The sequence below is a fragment of the Kribbella sp. NPDC058245 genome, from assembly GCF_042882005.1.
In the GTDB taxonomy this organism is placed as follows: Bacteria; Actinomycetota; Actinomycetes; order Propionibacteriales; family Kribbellaceae; genus Kribbella.
The window spans coordinates 64703-82394 of record NZ_JBHVWY010000025.1; the positions used below are offsets into that span (position 1 = coordinate 64703).

14 protein-coding genes are annotated in these 17692 nt (G+C 67.5%); 5 read left to right on the forward strand and 9 right to left on the reverse strand.

Annotated elements, in window-relative coordinates:
* Nucleotides 1–67: 67 nt before the first annotated feature.
* From ACFVWG_RS39275 to ACFVWG_RS39290, 4 genes are all read right to left on the reverse strand, one after another.
* Nucleotides 68–526 (reverse strand): hypothetical protein, encoded by a 459-nt coding sequence (locus ACFVWG_RS39275; RefSeq protein ID WP_391548603.1) that lies wholly within the window; start codon nt 524–526, stop codon nt 68–70.
* On the reverse strand, nt 474–1766 hold the full coding sequence (locus ACFVWG_RS39280) for a globin domain-containing protein (protein WP_391548604.1): 1293 nt from the start codon (nt 1764–1766) through the stop codon (nt 474–476). Before ACFVWG_RS39280 ends, ACFVWG_RS39275 begins: the two co-directional genes overlap by 53 nt.
* A 218-nt stretch (nt 1767–1984) precedes the next feature.
* Nucleotides 1985–2917, reverse strand: a complete 933-nt coding sequence (locus ACFVWG_RS39285; RefSeq protein WP_391548605.1) for a TIGR01777 family oxidoreductase — start codon at nt 2915–2917, stop codon at nt 1985–1987.
* 31 nt (nt 2918–2948) lie between these two features.
* A complete protein-coding gene (locus ACFVWG_RS39290; RefSeq protein ID WP_391548606.1) occupies nt 2949–3794 on the reverse strand; it encodes a LysR family transcriptional regulator in 846 nt (281 codons plus the stop codon).
* Nucleotides 3795–3865: 71 nt separating this feature from the next.
* On the opposite strand from ACFVWG_RS39290, the gene ACFVWG_RS39295 reads away from it, so the two are divergent.
* Entirely contained in the window at nt 3866–4528 is a 663-nt protein-coding gene (locus ACFVWG_RS39295) for a type 1 glutamine amidotransferase domain-containing protein (RefSeq protein WP_391548607.1), read from the forward strand.
* A 22-nt stretch (nt 4529–4550) separates the two neighbouring features.
* Here the strand turns inward: ACFVWG_RS39295 and ACFVWG_RS39300 are convergent, their stop codons facing one another.
* Nucleotides 4551–5129 carry a LuxR C-terminal-related transcriptional regulator gene (locus tag ACFVWG_RS39300; protein ID WP_391548608.1) on the reverse strand — a complete coding sequence of 193 codons (579 nt, stop codon included), beginning with the start codon at nt 5127–5129 and terminating at the stop codon, nt 4551–4553.
* Nucleotides 5130–5217: 88 nt separating this feature from the next.
* On the opposite strand from ACFVWG_RS39300, the gene ACFVWG_RS39305 reads away from it, so the two are divergent.
* Entirely contained in the window at nt 5218–8373 is a 3156-nt protein-coding gene (locus ACFVWG_RS39305) for a bifunctional cytochrome P450/NADPH--P450 reductase (RefSeq protein ID WP_391548609.1), read from the forward strand.
* 118 nt (nt 8374–8491) lie between these two features.
* Here ACFVWG_RS39305 and ACFVWG_RS39310 read toward each other — a convergent pair whose 3' ends face one another.
* From ACFVWG_RS39310 to ACFVWG_RS39320, 3 genes are all read right to left on the reverse strand, one after another.
* A complete protein-coding gene (locus ACFVWG_RS39310) occupies nt 8492–9172 on the reverse strand; it encodes a class F sortase (protein WP_391548610.1) in 681 nt (226 codons plus the stop codon).
* Between the two features lies 1 nt (nt 9173).
* Nucleotides 9174–10103, reverse strand: coding sequence for a hypothetical protein (locus tag ACFVWG_RS39315; protein ID WP_391548611.1), 930 nt, complete (start codon nt 10101–10103; stop codon nt 9174–9176).
* A 167-nt stretch (nt 10104–10270) separates the two neighbouring features.
* Nucleotides 10271–11209, reverse strand: coding sequence for a zinc metalloprotease (locus ACFVWG_RS39320; RefSeq protein ID WP_391548612.1), 939 nt, complete (start codon nt 11207–11209; stop codon nt 10271–10273).
* A gap of 244 nt (nt 11210–11453) precedes the next feature.
* Between ACFVWG_RS39320 and ACFVWG_RS39325 the strand changes: the two genes are divergently transcribed.
* Entirely contained in the window at nt 11454–13133 is a 1680-nt protein-coding gene (locus ACFVWG_RS39325) for a DUF885 domain-containing protein (protein ID WP_391548613.1), read from the forward strand.
* A 1-nt stretch (nt 13134) separates the two neighbouring features.
* On the opposite strand, the gene ACFVWG_RS39330 is transcribed toward ACFVWG_RS39325, so the two are convergent.
* The gene (locus ACFVWG_RS39330) at nt 13135–13458 is read right to left on the reverse strand and encodes a hypothetical protein (protein WP_391548614.1); all 324 of its coding nucleotides are present in this window, start codon (nt 13456–13458) and stop codon (nt 13135–13137) included.
* A gap of 62 nt (nt 13459–13520) precedes the next feature.
* On the opposite strand from ACFVWG_RS39330, the gene ACFVWG_RS39335 reads away from it, so the two are divergent.
* Together ACFVWG_RS39335 and ACFVWG_RS39340 are read left to right on the forward strand one after the other, a co-directional pair.
* Complete coding sequence (locus ACFVWG_RS39335; protein WP_391548615.1) at nt 13521–13979, forward strand: MarR family winged helix-turn-helix transcriptional regulator; 459 nt, start codon at nt 13521–13523, stop codon at nt 13977–13979.
* Between the two features lie 135 nt (nt 13980–14114).
* Nucleotides 14115–17675, forward strand: a complete 3561-nt coding sequence (locus tag ACFVWG_RS39340; protein ID WP_391548616.1) for a choice-of-anchor D domain-containing protein — start codon at nt 14115–14117, stop codon at nt 17673–17675.
* Nucleotides 17676–17692: the final 17 nt, after the last annotated feature.

Below are 17692 nucleotides of genomic sequence, written 5' to 3' on the forward strand. Positions count from 1 at the left end.
CCCGTCCCGGACCTGCTGAAGCCAGTCGGCCGGTGCGCGGGGCCTTCCGCCAAGCCAGGCTCATGGCTCAGGCCGAGCCGGGGGAAGTCGGCGTGCTGCCGAGCTGTTCGACCTCACTGGCGAACGAGGCGACGATCGACTGCATCTGTGCCTGGGCATGCTGCGCGTACGTCCGGACCTCTTCGCCGGCCGTGTCCATGGCCGCCGCGACAATCTTGCGCTCGTGTTCGCGGGCATGACCGATCCGCTCGCGGGCATCCCGGCTGACGTCCTGCACCATCTCCTCGACCACGAGCTGGGCCTGGCTGAACATCTGCACGACCTGCTCGTTCACCCGGCTGCCGGCCTGCTCGTGGTGCTCGATCTCCGCCCGCAGCCGCTGTGCCTCCGCGCGCCCGCGCTGCAGCTCGGCCAGCAGCCGTTCGTTGCGTGCCTGCGCTTCCCTGAGGTCGTGCTCGGCGGTCTGCACCTGATCAGCCAGCAGATCGAGGTATCCGTAGACTTTGGCGGCGTCGAGCCCGCGCATCTTCCGCCGAAAGGCTTCGGACCGGATCGATTGCGGTGTTTGGTACGGCGAGCTGTGGTGGCGGTGCTTGATCGTCACTGGATGTCTCCTGACCTGGCCCGTCGGCATGCTCGCCCGCGGCCGCGTAGTAGAAGTGCTCGTACCTGATGTGCTCGGGCTGCATACCGGCCGCGGCCAGTTGCTCCAGCGTGTGCGCGACCATCTGCGGGCCGCCGCACACCATCGCCGTCCGCCCGAACAGATGCTGCCGGGCCGCGACCGTGCCGACCTTCCCGCGGGTGCCGGGATAGGACATGTCGTCGGACACGACCTCGGTGTAGTCGAACCACGGTCGCGTCCGAGCGACCTCGCGCAACCGCGGGCGATCGTAGAGATGCCACGGCATCCGGACCCCGTGCAGCAGGTGGACCATCGGCCCGATTCCCTCCCGCTGCCACTCCAGATCGATCTCTTCCAGTACGGCGAGCAGTGGCGCGAGACCGGTTCCTCCCGCGACCAGCAGGAGATCCTTCGGGTCCCCATCCCGCCGCGTGAGCCGCTCGCCGACCGGTGCGCCCAGCTTCACGACGTCACCGGCCTTCAGCGACCGCACCACCGCCGGACTCACCTGGCCGCCGTCGATCTGCTGGACGTGCAGATCGATCGAGCCGTCCGGACGCGGAGCGTTGGCCGGACTGAAGTACCGCCACTGCCGTGGTCGTTGCGGGATCTCCATCGAGATCGACTGGCCGGGCCGGTACCGGAACGGGCTCCGGGGCCGCACGGTGAGCAGCGTGAGGTCCATCGTCCGCCGCTCGGCCACGAGCACCTCGGCGTCCCACCAGTCCGGGCTGGTCTCCGACGACGTCTCCGCGGCCTCGACCATCAACCGCGCGACGACCTGGTACGCCGCCGTCCAGTCCGCGGCCAGGTCCGCGTCCCAGGCGTTTCCGAGGAAGTGCATCAGCGTCGCGCACAGGGATGCCCCCACCGCGTCGTAGTGCGCAGCCTGTACGGCGTACTTGCGGTGGTCGCGCCCGAGGTGACGCAGGAACGGTGCGTCCTTGTCGAGCTGGTCGGCGTGACTGACGATCCGGCCGAGCGCACCGACGAACTTGTCGCGCTGGTGCGACATCGAGAGCGGAAACATCGGCCGCACCTCGGGATGCGAGACGAACAGATGCGAGTAGAAGTAGAGCGGTACCTGCTCTCCGTGCTTGGTGACCTGGTCCCAACTGTCTTGCAGGGCGTGCGCATCCATCGGGTGCAGGTTCCCTCCCGATCCAATCCCCGAGTCTTGCGGTCCTTCGATCCCTCCGAGATACCCCCGGCCCAGCAGGCCGAAACCGGTGAATCGGACCCAATAGTCTCGAAAATCACCACGGGGCGAAACCCTTTGCACACAATAAAAACGCTTGTTCGAACACCGCCGTCCCAGCTGCGGCGGCCCCGATCGTAGACCCGTCCGTGCTGTACTGGCTACCCTTCGTACCCATCGTTGCTGGTAGCAACTAAATTCGCCGCTGCCCCCTGCCAGTCCGGAAACTCGAACGTGAAGCCTGCCTCCAGAAGCCGGCCCGGTACGACGTGCCGGCTCTTGAGCAGCAGCTCGGTGTCCGAGCGTAGGGCGAATGCCCCTAGCTCTGTCATCCATTTGGCCGACGGCAGTCCGATCGGCATCCCGACTGCTCGCCGGAGCGCGCGAACGAAGTCGCGCTGGGGGAGCGGATGGGGTGCCGCCAGATTCACTGGACCGCTAAGCTCGTTGTCCAGAAGGAAAGTCAGCGCACGGGCCATGTCGGTCTCGTGTAGCCAGGATATGTATTGACGCCCGCCCGCGATCGGCCCGCCCAGTCCGAGCTTCGCCATCCGTCGCAAGATGTCGAACGCCCCGCCGCGATCCGGCGACATCACGATCGCCGTCCGCAGCGCCACCTTCCGAGTGTTCGGCGTACGGGCCTGTTCTTGTGCTGCCTCCCACGCGGTGGCGATGTCGACGCTGTATTTCCAGTACGCCGGTACGCCGGGCTCGGCGCCTCCGAGTGTGCCCGTTTCGTCGTGGGCGGCGCCGTACGTGTGGGCGTAGATCGTGGCCGTGCTCATCTGCATCCAGACACGCGGAGGCGCACTCGCGGCTGCGATCGCCTCGCCGACGACGCGGGCCGAGTCGACTCGCGAATCCATCATCTCCTGCAGATTCGCCGGGGTGTAACGGCAACTGACGCTCCGGCCGGCGAGGTTGATCACCGCGTCAGCGCCGTCGAGTTCTGCTGCCCACGGGCCGAGCGTCCGCCCGTCCCAACGCACCTCTGAGGATCGGCCGATCACCACGACCTCATGACCTTGGCCTGCGAAGTACCGGCTCAGAAACGATCCGATGTGGCCGGTCCCACCGGGCAGCACGATTTTCACAAGTCGACGGTAACAGCAGAGTTGAACACGTTCAAATCTGCTGGAGCAGCTGGTCGCGGACCGCCATGGTGGTGGCGGAGGGATCGGGGCCGGTGGTGAGGAAGAGTGTGTTGAGCGGCGGCAGTTCGGGTTCGGCGAGCAGCACGAGCTCGCCGGTCCGCAGGGGCTCGGCGCAGAGGTAGGTGGGCAGGACCGTTGCCCCGGCGCCCGCCAGAGCGGTGGCCAGTGCGCCACGGAGATCGGGAACCACGACATCCGGCGTACGGGTGAGTCGGGTGTTGAAGACCGTGCGCCAGTAGCGGCGGATGATCGGCGCCTCGTCCGCATACGCGATGAGCGGGATGGTGTTCAGGCGGTCTGCAGAGTTGGCCCAGCGGGGCACGGCGACCAGTGCGAAGGTCTCGTCGTAGAACGGAACCGCACGCAGGCCGGGTAGGCGTGGCCGGGTTGAACTGATGACGAGGTCGAGGCTGCGGGCCTGGAGGCGGTCGAGCAGGCCGTCAGGTAGTCCGAATGTCGTCCGCACCTGGAGACCAGCGGCGATCTGCCCGGCGAGTGCTGGGAGTACCTGGTGGGAGAGGAAATCCGAGGGGCCGCCGAGGTGAACAGTGGTCTCGGCGGGATCGTCGAGCTCGGCGCGCAGCAAACCCTGCAGGGTGTCGATCGGGTCGGCGATGCGGCGGGCGAGCTCGTTGCCGGCGCTGGTCGGGCGGACGCCGCGAGGCAACCGGTCGAAGAGCGGATGGCCGAGTTGGCGTTCGAGACTCTTGAGCTGCGCAGTCACCGTCGGCTGGGACAGGCCGAGGGACTGCGCGCCGCCGGTGATCGAGCCGGCCCGGTGGACGGCGAGGAAGGTGCGGAGCAGGTCGAGCGACACATCAGCAATCTTATGCCTTCCTCCAGGCATGCCTATTGGTCTTTGATGCCTGGTAGCGGCAGGATCGAGACATGACACGCGTACTGATTGCTCTCACCAGCCACTCCGAGCTGGGCGATACCGGCCGGGCGACCGGCTTCTACGTTTCCGAGGCGGCCGAGCCCTGGGAGGTCTTCACGGAGGCCGGCTTCGACGTCGACCTCGTCTCGGTCAAGGGCGGCCGCCCGCCGGCTGACGGCGTGGACGAGGCCGACCCGACCCAGCAGAAGTTCCTGGCGAACGTCGACCTCGACCACACCCCGGTTGCGGCCGACCTGGATGCCTCGGCGTACGACGCCGTCCTCTTCGCAGGTGGTCACGGGACGATGTGGGACTTCCCGCACGCCGACGACCTCCTGAAGCTCGCCGCCGACATCTACGAGCGCGGCGGTGTCGTCGCGGCCGTTTGCCACGGTCCGTCTGCCCTGGTCAACCTCAAGCTGTCCGACGGCACCTACCTCGTCGACGGCAAGAACGTGGCCGGTTTCACCAACGCCGAAGAAGAGGCCGTTGGCCTGACCGACGTCGTGCCGTTCCTGCTGGCAGACAAGCTCACGTCACGCGGCGCCATCCACCACGCAGCGGAGAACTGGTCCGCCCAGTCAGTCGTCGACGGCCGTCTGGTCACCGGCCAGAACCCCCAGTCGGCTCAGCTCACCGGCCAGAACGTCGCCGCACTGCTGGCCACCAAGTAAGCAGCTAGCTCAGAGCTTCTTGTCAGCGGGGCGGCCAGGCGGTGGGGTCGAAGATGCCTAGCGAGTAGGCGCGGGCGATCAGGGCGACGCGGTTCGGTACGCGGAAGCGATCGAGCAGGCGGTTGAGGTGGTAGTTGACGCCGTCCGCGGTAAGGCCGAGCTGGTGTGCTGCTTGCGCCGAGGTGGCGCCGCCGGCGGTGAGGCGGAGGACGGCGAGCTCGCGTTCGGACAGCTCCGGTACGTCGGCGCTCTCGATCGGTGTGGTCACCAGCGTCAGCAGCAGCACCGTCGGGCTCTGGTTGGTCAGCACCTGAATCGTCAGGATGCCGGTGCCGCCCGACCAGCGAACCGCGAGATCACCGCGGCGGCGGCGACGGGTGCGCAGGCTGCCGAGAACGCGTTCGTACTCGTGCACGTCCTTCGGCTCCAGCAGGTCGTCGACCACACGCGACCGGAGCTTCATCGGCGTCGTACCGAGCAGTTGGGCGAAAGCTGGGTTGACGTCGACCAGTACGCCGTCGCCCAGGCAGAGGCCGGTCGGCGTCGGGAGCCGGTCCAGCAGGGTCATGAATCTGTTGCGCCACGCGGCTGCATCGTCCATTTGCTACTAAATCTAGTAGCTCCATTCGCTCACTGTGCGTCGGGGTGGGTCGACGCTGGAGGTAGGACATCGAGCGAAGGAGCCTGTGATGACGAACACCGCCGACACGATCGATACGACCGGGATGCCGCACCCACCCGGCCGGGTCCCGGTCGTCGGTGATCTCGTCGCGGCGACCAGCCAGACCCCGATCCAGGACAACACCCGGCTCGCGCGCGAGCTCGGGCCGATCTTCAGCAAGCGGTTCTTCGGTCGCGACGTGGTGATCGTCTCCGGTGCGGACCTGGTCGCCGAGCTGTCGGACGACACCCGTTTCGCCAAGCACGTCGCGCCGGCCCTGGACCGGATCCGCGGCGTCGCGGGCGACGGTCTGTTCACGGCGTACAACGACGAGCCGAACTGGCAGCTCGCTCACGACATCCTGCTGCCGGCCTTCGCGCTACAGTCGATCCGCAGTTACCACCCCGCGATGCTGGAGGTGGCGAACCGCCTGATCGCGGCCTGGGACGGCGCCGCGGCGGACAGCCGATCCGTTGGGGTCACCGACGACATGACCCGGTTGACGCTGGACACGATCGGCCTGACCGGGTTCAACTACGACTTCGGATCATTCGAGACCGCAGAGCCGCACCCGTTCGTGGAGGCGATGGTTCGGGCGCTGGCGCATGCGCAGGCCAAGAGCCGCGAGGTGCCGTGGATCGGCCCGGTACTGAACCGCGGCGCCGACGCGCAGTTCGCCAAGGACTCCGAGTTCATGGCGAGCGTGGTCGATGAGGTGGTGCGCGCACGGAAGGACAGCGGCGACACCTCGACCGGCGACCTGCTCGGGCTGATGCTGAACGCGCCGCACCCGGAGTCGGGGGAGCGGCTCGACGAGATCAACATCCGCAACCAGGTCATCACGTTCCTGATCGCCGGTCACGAGACGACGTCCGGCGCCTTGTCGTTCGCGCTGTACTACCTGGCGAAGAACCCAGCCGTCCTGCAGTTGGCCCAGGCCGAGGTCGACGCGCTCTGGGGTGCTGACACCGATCCGCAGCCGACGTTCGAGGACATCGGCAAGCTTCGCTACGTCCGCCAGATCCTGAACGAGGCCCTGCGGTTGTGGCCGACCGCCGGTGCCTTTGTGCGCGAGGCCGTCGTCGACACGACGCTCGGCGGGAAGTACCCCATGCGGAAGGGACAGTGGCTCGTCGTACTGGCTCCGGCTCTGCACCGCGACCCGGTGTGGGGTGACAACGTCGAGGCGTTCGACCCGTCGCGCTTCAGCCCCGAGCAGGTCAAGGCGCGGCCGGTGCACGCCTTCAAGCCGTTCGGCACCGGCGAGCGCGCCTGCATCGGGCGCCAGTTCGCGCTGCACGAGGCGACGCTGTTGCTCGGTCTGCTCATCCACCGCTACCGGCTGCGCGACGACGCCGACTACCAGCTCAAGGTCAAGGAGACGCTGACTCTCAAGCCAGAAGGCTTCGAGCTCAAGCTGGTACGGCGTACTGCCGCGGAGCGCGTGGTCGTCGAGGCACCCGCTGTGGTTGAGGCGGCCGGTCGCGTGGCCGGTCGGGCGAAGGCCGGGACTGGGCTGACGGTGTTGCATGGGTCTAACCTCGGCACCTGCCGGGCGCTCGCGCGGCAACTCGGTGACGAGAGTGAAGACCGCGGCTTCACCGCTAGCACCGGATCGCTGGACAGCGCGGTTGGCGCGTTGCCGACCGACCGGCCCGTGCTGATCGTGGCGGCGTCGTACAACGGCAAGCCGACCGATGACGCCGCGGCGTTCGTCGACTGGCTCGAGACCGGTCCGGATCTGACCGGCGTCCGGTACGGCGTTCTCGGCATCGGCGACCGGAACTGGGCGGCGACGTACCAGGTTGTTCCCACGCTGATCGACGACCGGATGGCCGAGCTTGGCGCGGTCCGCTTCGTCGACCGTGGTGAGTCAGACGCCTCCGGTGATCTCGACGGGGACATCGAGACCTGGACGACCTCCTGGTGGAACCAGGTGCTGGCCGAGTACGGCGACGGCGGAGCGCGTCCCGAGGAGCCGACCGATCGCCTGTACGACGTTCGCGTGCTGACCGGTCCGATCACGGCGGCCCTGGATGCGCGGTACGAGGTGGAGCCGATGACCGTGCTCGCCAACTCCGAATTGGTTGCCGTTGACAACCCACTGGGCCGCTCGAAGCGGTACCTGCGGATTCGGTTGCCGGAGGGAACGACGTACCGGACTGGCGACCACCTGACCGTCGTACCGGACAACCCGGCCGATCTCGTCGACCGGGTCGCGGCGCGGTTCGGGCTCGACCTCGATCTCGTGGTGGCGGTCAGTGCACGACACAAGACCCGCCGAGCGCTCCCGGTCGACCGACCGGTGACGATCCGGCAGCTGCTCACGCACTTCACCGAGCTGCAGAACCCGGCCACCGCGGCCCAGGTCGCGATCCTTGCCGAGAGCAACCCTTGCCCGCCCGAACGGCACGCTCTCGAAGCGCTGTCGCCGGAGGACGTTGCCGGTCGCAGTGTGCTCGACCTGCTGGAGGAATACCGAGCCTGCGGTCTGTCGGCGGCCGACTTCCTGGAGCTGCTGCTTCCGATCCAGCCCCGGCACTACTCGATCTCCTCGTCGTCGATCAGCAGCCCGGGCGAGGTCGAGCTGATCGTCGGCGTACTGTCCGGACCGGCGACCAGCGGGCGCGGAACCTTCCGCGGCATCTCGTCGTACTACCTGGCCGAGATCGAGCCGGGGGATCAGATCCGCGCTCGGGTCGAGCCGGCCCGCGAGGCGTTCCGGGCGCCGGCGGCCGACGTACCGGTGATCATGGTCGGAGCCGGGACCGGGATCGCGCCGTTCCGCGGGTTCATCGGCGACCGGTTGGCGCGCGGTGGTGAGCAGGCCGAGGCACTGTGCTTCTTCGGTGCTCGGCACCCGGAGGTGGACTACGTGCACCGAGACGAGTTCGAAGCGGCCGAACGCGCCGGAGCCGTCTCGATGCGACCGGCCTTCTCCCGAGCCGACGGACAGTATGTCCAGGACCGGATCCGGGCCGATGGCAACGATGTGTGGCGGCTGCTCGACCAGGGCGCGCGGATCTACGTCTGCGGCGACGGCCGGGGGATGGCGCCGGCCGTCCGCGCAGCCTTCATCGCGATCTACCAGGAGCAGACCGGTGCCGACTTAGCCGCCGCCGATGCCTGGCTGCAGGACCTGCTCAGCACCGATCGCTACCTCGAAGACGTCTGGGCAGGCTGAGGCCGGGCTCAGGTAGTCCTGGCGATATGGCGCCACGAAGGTTCGCGTCAGCTGGCACCTGACCGGCGGCAATAACGGCTACTGGGCCATCGACGGAACGAAGCTGAGCACCCTCTGATCAGGAGGTTCGCTGGGCGATGACGACGGCGTTGCTGAGATAGACCTTGCCATTCCAGTCTTCGCAGGTGATGAGGACCAAGCGGCCCTGGACCGTCTGATCGAAGACGCGTGCCGCGCTCTTCGCCAGGGCCTGCTTGCGGTACGTCGTGACGGTCGTGACGCGATAGCTGAGGTCGCCGCGACTCGTGGTCACGCTGACGGTGTCGCCCGGCTGGAGCTGTTCGAGGTTGTCGAACGCGCCGCCGCCGGTGTGCACGGTGTGGCCTGTGATGACCGCAGAACCGAGGCGTGCTCCCGGTTGAGCCCCACCGGACCACCAGCCCAGCTTCCGCGGGTTCGACGGCGGGATCAGCGCCCCTTGTTCAGTGGCGATTCCCAGTACGGCGGCTGATACCTGCAAGCGTGGAATGGTCAGCCGCACGGGCTTACCCGGTCGGGCAACTGGCTGGCGGGTCGGCGTTGGGCGGACGGTCCGAGTGGTAGCTGGTGGCGCGTGGTGTGGGACCGGTGGGGTTGTCGTCGCGGTGATGTCGGGAGCGGTCGTGGCGGGAGCGGCGGCGCCGGCTCGGTCGCCGAACTGCAGGTAGCCGCCGACGACAGCGAGGGCGACACCGGCCAGAGCGATCGACCCTCCCCACCGAAGTGGGGCGGGTCGACCGCGGCGCCGGGCTTTCCTCACCTCAGCTACTGTGCCGTCCTCGTCGCCTGAGGACAATCGCGGCTCCTGCAGCGAGGAGCAGACCGCCGGCCACGAGCAGACCGCCACCGAGGAGCGATGAGGGACCGCTGTCGGCTGGGCGACTAGCTGGATCGCCGCCGAGGCCTGCATCGACCGCCGTCGGCACACCCGGTGACGGCGAGTCCGTCGTCACGCGCGTAGTGGTCGGACTGGTCGACGTGCTGTGCCCGCCGGTGGTCGTCGGAACTGAACTGGTCGGGGTGGTCGCAGGGGTCGTGACCGGCGTACTGGGGGGAGTCGAGGGTGGGGTGCTCGGCGGGGTGCTCGGGGGAGTGCTCGGGGGAGTGCTGGGCGGGGTCGACGGGGGAGTGCTGGGCGGGGTTGTGGGCGGGGTGGTCGGCGGGGTGCAACCCTCGACCCAGAAGACCTTGTGCTTGGTGTCGGCGCCGATGGAACCCTCGGCGTGCACGGTGATCTTCACGTGGTAGCCCTGCTGCGGATGCGGCTGACCGGTGAACGACAAGGTGTAGGTCACCTTGGCATCCAGGTCATTCCCGCCGCCGGCGGGATCCTCGCCGATGAAGGGAGTCAGGTCACCGGAATCCACGTGCAGACCGCCGTTCGCGGTCGGTGCCTGGTCCGCGAACTGCACGGTCGCGTGCAGGTCGCCCTCGTCGTAGTTGTAGAACTCGACCACGAACGTGCAGCCCTGATGCGGGTTGTTGTCCGGCGGGCCGCTCTGGATGTCGGCGCCCTCGATCTTGATCGTGCCGTTGTTGCCGGGGGCTTGGGGGCCTGCGGCAACCATCGGGGGATCGGCCGACGCGAACGCGGGCACGGTCAGCGCGGCCGCGCCGGACAACAACGACAACGCCCCGGCCGCAGCGGTGAGACCGCCCAGCCGGGACCGGCGACCTGCCAAAGCGACCATGCTGGGCCTCGATTCGGAAAGAAGTCTCAGCAGCAGTATGCGCGCTTCGTTGCCATAGACAACAACTCAGAGTAACGATTTGGGGAGCGAATAGGGGGAAATCGCTCACTGTTCGTGAATGACAGCAGCCGCTCCGTGACTGCCGGAGCGGCTGCCGCTCACCGGGGTCAGGCGCGGTAGGCCGTCCACATGTTGCTGATCCGGGTGCTCTGACCCGGGGTGAACTGGGTGTAGCAGGAGTCGTAGGAGTAGTCCATGTAGTTGTGGATCGGGTCGAGACCCGGCAGCGAGCAGGAGTCCCGGCCTTCGGGGCAGCCGTTGGTCGAGCTGCTCTGGGCGGGAGTGTCCGCGACCTCGTCGTTCGTGCTCGTGCAGCCGCCCTGGAACGTGTGGTAGAGCCCGAACCAGTGGCCGGCCTCGTGGGTGGCGGTCTCACCGAGGTTGTAGTTGGTCGCCGTACCGCCGGGCAGAGAGGTGTACTGGACCCGGATTCCGTCGATCCCGGGGTTCTGGGCGTAGTCCCACGGGAAGGTCGCGATGCCGAGGTAGGCGAAGTCGACCAGCCAGATGTTCAGGGCGTTCTTGCCGCCCTTGCGGGTCTGCTTGCGGTACGTGCTGCTCTGCTTGTCCTTGTGCCAGTTGTTGTTGTTGTAGCGGAACGTGCCGGCCAGTGTGAAGGTGAAGCCGGTGTTCGCCGCGGACGACGACTCCTGGCCGCCGAACGTCTTGTTCAGTACGGCGATCTGCTGCGTGATCTGGGAGTCCGTGACGTCACCGTTGCCGGCGGCATCGCGCATCACGTTGATGTACACCGGGACGGTCGCCGCGGCCAGCGCGCCCTTCGGCACGGCCAGTCCACGAGCCGCCTTCGCCTTCAGCAGTTGGGCGGTCTGGGCCTCGATGGACTTCTGTTCGGCGACGCTGATGTCACGCGTGTCCGGGCCGTGGCCGCCCTTGGCGGACGCGCCGGCCGGCGGGACGAAGCAGTCGCTTGCTGGGCCTGCCGGCGCTTTGGCCGTGGCCTGAACACCCACCGGGCTGAAGACAAGCGCCGCGCCGGTCAGGACGACGGCCAGCGCACGGGGACGGGGGATGAGAGATCGCATAGGGGGTGCGCTCCTCCGGATCGGGCCGCGTTGGGCGGGCGGCCGGTTGACCGGAATCCTGCGATGCAAACGCCTGATGCGGAAGCGATTGGTGCGGGATTCCGGCAATCCGAGGGAAAACCTTCGGTGCCCGGACGGCCATTTCACCCCAACGCTGGCTTGATTTCTGATCCCCCCTCAAAGCCGGGGAAATCCTTCACAGCAAGGCATTCCGGTCCTGTCGGGGCGGCGGTACGGTCGCCCGATGACGGATGCGACGGCACCACACAGCCCGATCGACGAGCTCTCCGAACGCTTCCTCGCGAGCCATGCGGAGCTGTCGCCCGCCGCCGCGACGCTGATGGGGATGCAGGGGTACGACGACAAGCTGCCGGACCGGTCGCCGGCCGGCTTCGAGGCGCTGATCGACCTGCACCGGACGACGATCGCCGCAGCGCGGGCCGTCGAGGTCTCGTCGTCCCGGGAGGAGACGGCCAAGGACGCTTTGCTGGAGCGGATCGAACTCGGGCTGGAACGCTACGAGGCCGGCGTCCCGCAGTACGAACTGAACGGCATCTCGTGTGTCCCGGTCGAGCTTCGCGCGGTCTTCGATCTGATGCCGACTGCGACTCCCGAGGACTGGGAGCGGCTTGGCGCCCGGCTGAGTCAAGTCGGTACGACGCTCGACGGGTACCGCGAGACGCTATTGCAGCAGGCCGCGGCGGGCCGGGTCTCGGCGGCGCGGCAGGTGAAGGTGCTGGCGGATCGGATTGCCAGCTGGACCGGTGCCGAGGGCAACGACTACTTCGTTGGATTGACGGCGAAGGCGCCGGGCTCGGCGATCGAGGCGGCGGCAGTCGAGGCCAGTAAGGCGTTTGGGCAGTTCGGTGACTGGCTGACCACCGAATTGTTGCCGAAGGCGCCGAACCGGGATGCGGTTGGCCGCGAGGTGTACCAGCTTGCTTCCCGCGATCACATCGGTGCGGCCCTCGATCTGGAGGAGGCGTATGCCTGGGGCTGGCAGGAGCTGGCCCGGATCGAGCGCGAGATGCAGACCATTGCCGCCGCGCTGAACGACGGTGACCGCAGTATCCCGGCGCTGGCCGCCGTACTGGATCAGGATCCGGCCCGCAAGATCCATGGCAAGGAGGCGTTCCGCGACTGGATGCAGGAGCTCGCGGACAGCGCTGTCCAGGAGTTGGGCGGCAAGCACTTCGACATCCCGGCCGAGATCGGCCGCATCGAATGCATGATCGCGCCGACCTCGGAGGGTGTCATCTACTACACGCCGCCGAGTGAGGACCTGACCACCCGGCCGGGCCAGATGTGGTGGGCAGTGCCGCCCGGCATCGAGGACTTCGCCACCTGGCGCGAGGTCACCACCGTCTACCACGAAGGCGTTCCCGGCCATCACCTCCAGATCGGTCAGACGATGCTGCGAGCCGACCTGCTGAACCGCTGGCAGCGCGTCGGCTGCTGGGTCTCCGGTCACGGTGAAGGCTGGGGCCTGTACGCCGAACGTTTGATGGAGGAGCTCGGCTATCTCGATGAGCCGGGAGTGCGGTTCGGCATGCTGGACGCCCAAGGCTTTCGCTCGGCCCGGGTGATCGTCGACATCGGCATGCACCTCGAACTGGAGATCCCTCGAGACAATCCGTTCGGGTTCCATCCGGGATCGACGTGGAATGCCGAGCTGGGGTTCGAGTTCTTGCGGGCGCACTCGCGGATGGAGACCGAGTTCCTGCAGGCCGAGCTGAATCGCTATCTCGGCTGGCCCGGCCAAGCGCCGTCGTACAAGCTCGGCGAGCGCATCTGGCTGCAGGCGCGCGACGAGGCCAAGCAACGGCACGGCGCCGACTTCGACCTCCGCACCTTCCACCGCGACGCCCTCAACCTCGGATCCCTGGGACTCGATCCGCTGCGGCGCGCCCTCGCGCGGCTCTGATTCAGAAGATGTAAAAGGCGGTGACGGCGGTGGGGAGCAGGCCTACGAGGAGCCAGGCAGCGTAGGACGGCCGGAAGCGGCGGAAGATGGCGAGGATGCCGGCCGCGGTGAGCAGGCCGATCACGCCGGACATGATCCAGAGGCCGACGCCGCGGCCGAAGTCGTCGGCTGCGACGCCGATGCTGTAGACGGCCAAGGTGATCGCGGGGACGCTGCCGACGTGGAAGAGGATGACGGAGGCGACCCAGCGCTGGACCGTCTCGATGTTCATCGGCTTCGGTGTCCGCCGGCGCCGGATCGGGCGTCGCTCGGTCTGATCGATCATCGTCGCTCCCAGTTGCTTAGTGTGCTAATCATTAGTCTACATAAAGTTGCTACACTCAGCGTATGGAAGCGACGGAGATCACGCCGGGGGAGAACCCGCTGGCGCTCGAGCATCAGGTCTGTTTCGCCCTCGCGGTCGCGGCCCGGACGGTGATCGCGCTGTATCGCCCGGTCCTCGAGCCGATGGGCCTGACCCACCCGCAGTATCTCGTGATGCTCGCGCTCTGGGAGCACGAGCCGGTCTCGGTGAAGGACCTCTCCGGCATGCTCCAACTGGAACCCGCGACCCTGTCGCCGCTGCTCAAGCGCCTCGAGTCGGCCGGCCTCCTGCATCGCAATCGCTCCACCACCGACGAGCGTTCCCTGGCTGTCGCCCTGACTCCGGAAGGCCGAGAGCTTCGCAAGCAAGCGCTTGAGGTCCCTCCGGCCATCGTCGAGCGCCTGGGCATGGACGTCGATGACCTGATGGATCTCCACGCTCGCCTCACGACGGTGATCGCCGCGGCGACCAGCCCTCGCTGATCTGGAGTCTCTTTCTTGCAGTAATCGATCTCGATATTGCGTAGATGTGTCGACGGCGTTACGGTCTCGCCAGCGCTGCAGTCCCTTCCGGACTGCGACATCGACTATCCGCCCTTTGTCGAGAGAGAGCTGCGCATGTTCCGGTCAAACACATCGTGGAGTGGACGCGCCCGCCTCGGCGTGCTCGCCGCTTGTGGCGCGCTGGTCGCCGCCAGTCTGTCCGTCCTGGCCACCGCGCCCGCGTGGGCCGCCGCCTCCGGCGGGGTCGGTGCAACCCTGCCGTACGTCGAAGTGCAGGCGGAGAACGCGTCGACCAACGGCACGGTCATCGGCCCGAGCGCCGAGTACAACACGCTCGCCGCGGAGGCGTCGTACCGCAAAGCAGTGACGTTGCAGGGGAGCGGCAAGTACGTCGAGTTCACGACGCCCGTGGCGACGAACTCGATCGTCTTCCGCTACAGCATTCCGGACGGCGGGGGCGGCTCGGTCTACACGCCGCAACTGTCCCTGTATGTGAACGGGACCAAGCAGCCGAACTTCACGCTGACGAACGCGTACAGCTGGTACTACGGCGGCTATCCGTTCACGAACACGCCGGGCAGCAACCCGCACCACTTCTACGACGAGGCGCACCGGCTGTTCCCGACGACCTATCCGGCCGGTACGAAGTTCCGGGTGCAGGTCGACGCCGAGGACACGGCTTCGTCGTACACGATCGACTTCGCCGACTTCGAGAATGTCGCGGGTGCGCTGACCCAGCCGGCCGGTTCGGTCTCGGTGACGAGTACGGGCGCGGACGCGACGGGCGCTGCGGACTCCACGGCTGCGTTCAACTCGGCGATGACCCAGGCGGGCTCTGGTGGCACCGTCTGGATTCCGGCGGGGACGTTCAAGATCCCGGGGCACCTGATCCTGAACAACATCACCTTCAAGGGTGCGGGCATGTGGCACTCGACTGTGGTCGGTGCGGCGCCGGGCTTCTACGGCAACTATGCGCCCAACGCGAGCAGTGGCGTACACCTGTCGGACTTCGCCATCTTCGGTGACGTCCAGGAGCGCAACGACGGCGCACAGGTGAACGGCATCGGCGGCGCGCTGAACAACTCCACCGTGGACCGGGTATGGATCGAGCACGAGAAGGTCGGCGCCTGGATGGACGGCCCGTTCACCAACCTGGTCTTCAGCGGGATGCGGATCCGCAACGTGACGGCCGACGGGGTGAACTTCCACAACGGCGTCACCAACTCCAAGGTCACCAACAGCGATCTGCGCAACCTCGGCGACGACGGCCTCGCGACCTGGGCGGAGCAGAACGCCGACGCGAACGACTCGTTCGACCACAACACGGTGCAGTACCCGATCCTTGCCAACGGCATCGCCATCTACGGCGGCCACGACAACTTCGTCACCGACAACCGGGTGATCGATGCCGGCCTCACCCAGGGTGGCGCGATCCACGTCGCGCAGCGGTTCGGCTCGACAACGCTCGGGCGGACCGACGTACTGCGCAACACGATCATCCGGTCCGGGGGACTGGACCCGAACTGGAACTTCGGGGTCGGGGCGCTGTGGTTCGACGCGCGTGACGGTGCGATGACCGGGCTGACCAACGTCGACAACATCCTGATCCAGCAGAGCCCGTTCGAGGCGATCCAGTTCGTGTCGGGCTCGAACATCACCAACGTCAAGATCAACAACGCGACGATCCAGAACACCGGGACCTGGGTGGTCCAGGAGCAGGTCGGCGGCTCGGCGACCATCACCAACAGCACCGCCACCGGAACCCAGGCGCCCGGACCGATCTACAACTGTGGCGTCGGCTTCACACTCACCGACGGCGGCGGTAACTCGGGCATCTTCGCCCCGGCGCAGTGCTCGAACATCACCTCGCCCGCGTTCCCGCCGTACCTGCCGGACAACGGTTCGTCGATCTCGGTCAGTCCGTCCGCCGTCGGCTTCGGCTCGGTCGCGACCGGTACGACGAGTGCGGCGCAGGCGGTCACCGTCACGAACAGCGGTACGGCGGCAGCGCCGGTCGGCTCTGTCGCGGTCACCGGTGACTACGCCCAGACCAACAACTGCGGTACCAGCATCGCGGCTGGCGGCTCCTGCACGGTCAATGTCACCTTCAGCCCCACGGCGGCAGGCACCCGGGCGGGCAACCTGACGGTCACCGCGGCCGGGGTCACCAGCACGGTCCCGCTCTCCGGCACGGGTGTTGCGCCCGGACCGATCCTCAACGCGAACCCGAGCAGCCTGTCCTTCGCAGACACACTGGTGGGCAGCTCCTCGGCGACTCAAGCGGTCACAGTGACCAACTCCGGTACGGCGTCCGCCACCGTGTCTGGTGTAGCGACCACGGGCGACTACAGCCAGACGAACAACTGCACGACTCTCGCCGTCGGGGCCTCCTGCACGGTCACCGTCACCTTCCGTCCGACCGCGTCGGGAACACGTGCCGGTGGCGTGACGGTGACCAGCAACGCCAACAACAGCCCGACGTCGATCTCCCTGACCGGTAGCGGCGTCGGGACCGACACGAACCTTGCCCTCGGCAAGCCGGCTACCGCGAGCAGCCAGGTCAACGGCACGCAGGCAGCCAGTACGGCGACCGACGGCGACGCGAACACCTACTGGGAGAGCGTCAACAACGCCTTCCCGCAGTGGTTGCAGGTCGATCTCGGAGCAGCGCGCAGCATCGGCAAGGTGACGCTGAAGCTTCCGCCGTCGTCGGCGTGGGGTACGCGCACGCAGACCCTGTCGGTCCAGGCAAGCACCGACGGATCCTCCTTCAGCACGCCGGTAGCGTCCGCGACGTACACGTTCACCTCGCCCGCCAACGTCGTGAACATCACCGTTCCGGCGACCAACGCCCGCTACGTGCGGGTCAACATCACCGGCAACAGCGGTTGGCCGGCCGGGCAGGTGTCGGAGTTCGAGGTGTACCCGAGTGGCGGGTCGCCGATCAACACCCCGACCTTGAGTACGAGCCCGTCCTCGCTCACCTTCGCGTCACAAGCGCTCAACACGACCAGCCCGGCCCAGGCGGTCACGGTCACCAACACCGGCAGCCTGGCCGCTACGGTCTCCAGCGTCACGGCCACCGGCGACTACACGCAGACCAACAACTGCAGCAGCATCGCGGTCAACGCCTCGTGCACGGTCAACGTCAGCTTCCGCCCGACCGCGTCCGGGACCCGCGCCGGGACGGTGACGATCAACAGCAACGCGACCAACAGCCCGACCACTGTCGCCCTCTCCGGTACCGGCGCTGGTGGCACGAGCACCAATCTCGCGGCGGGCAAGCCCACTAGCGAGTCCAGCCACAACGACGTGTACCAGTCGTCCAACGCGACGGATGGCAACCAAGCGACGTACTGGGAGAGTTCCAACAACGCCTTCCCGCAATGGGTGCAGGTCGACCTCGGTACTGCCAGCAGTGCGAGCCGGATCGTCTTGCAGCTGCCGGCCGGCTGGGGAGCGCGTACCGAAACCCTGTCCGTCCTCGGCAGCACCGACGGATCCAGCTTCAGCACTCTGGCCGGATCCGCGGGCTACTCCTTCGCCCCGGGCAGCAACAACACGGTGACCATCACCTTCCCGGCCACCACCCAGCGCTACTTCCGCCTGAACATCACCGCGAACACTGGCTGGATCGCCGGCCAGATCTCCGAGTTCCAGGTCTGGAACTCCTAGCCACCACCACGACGGCC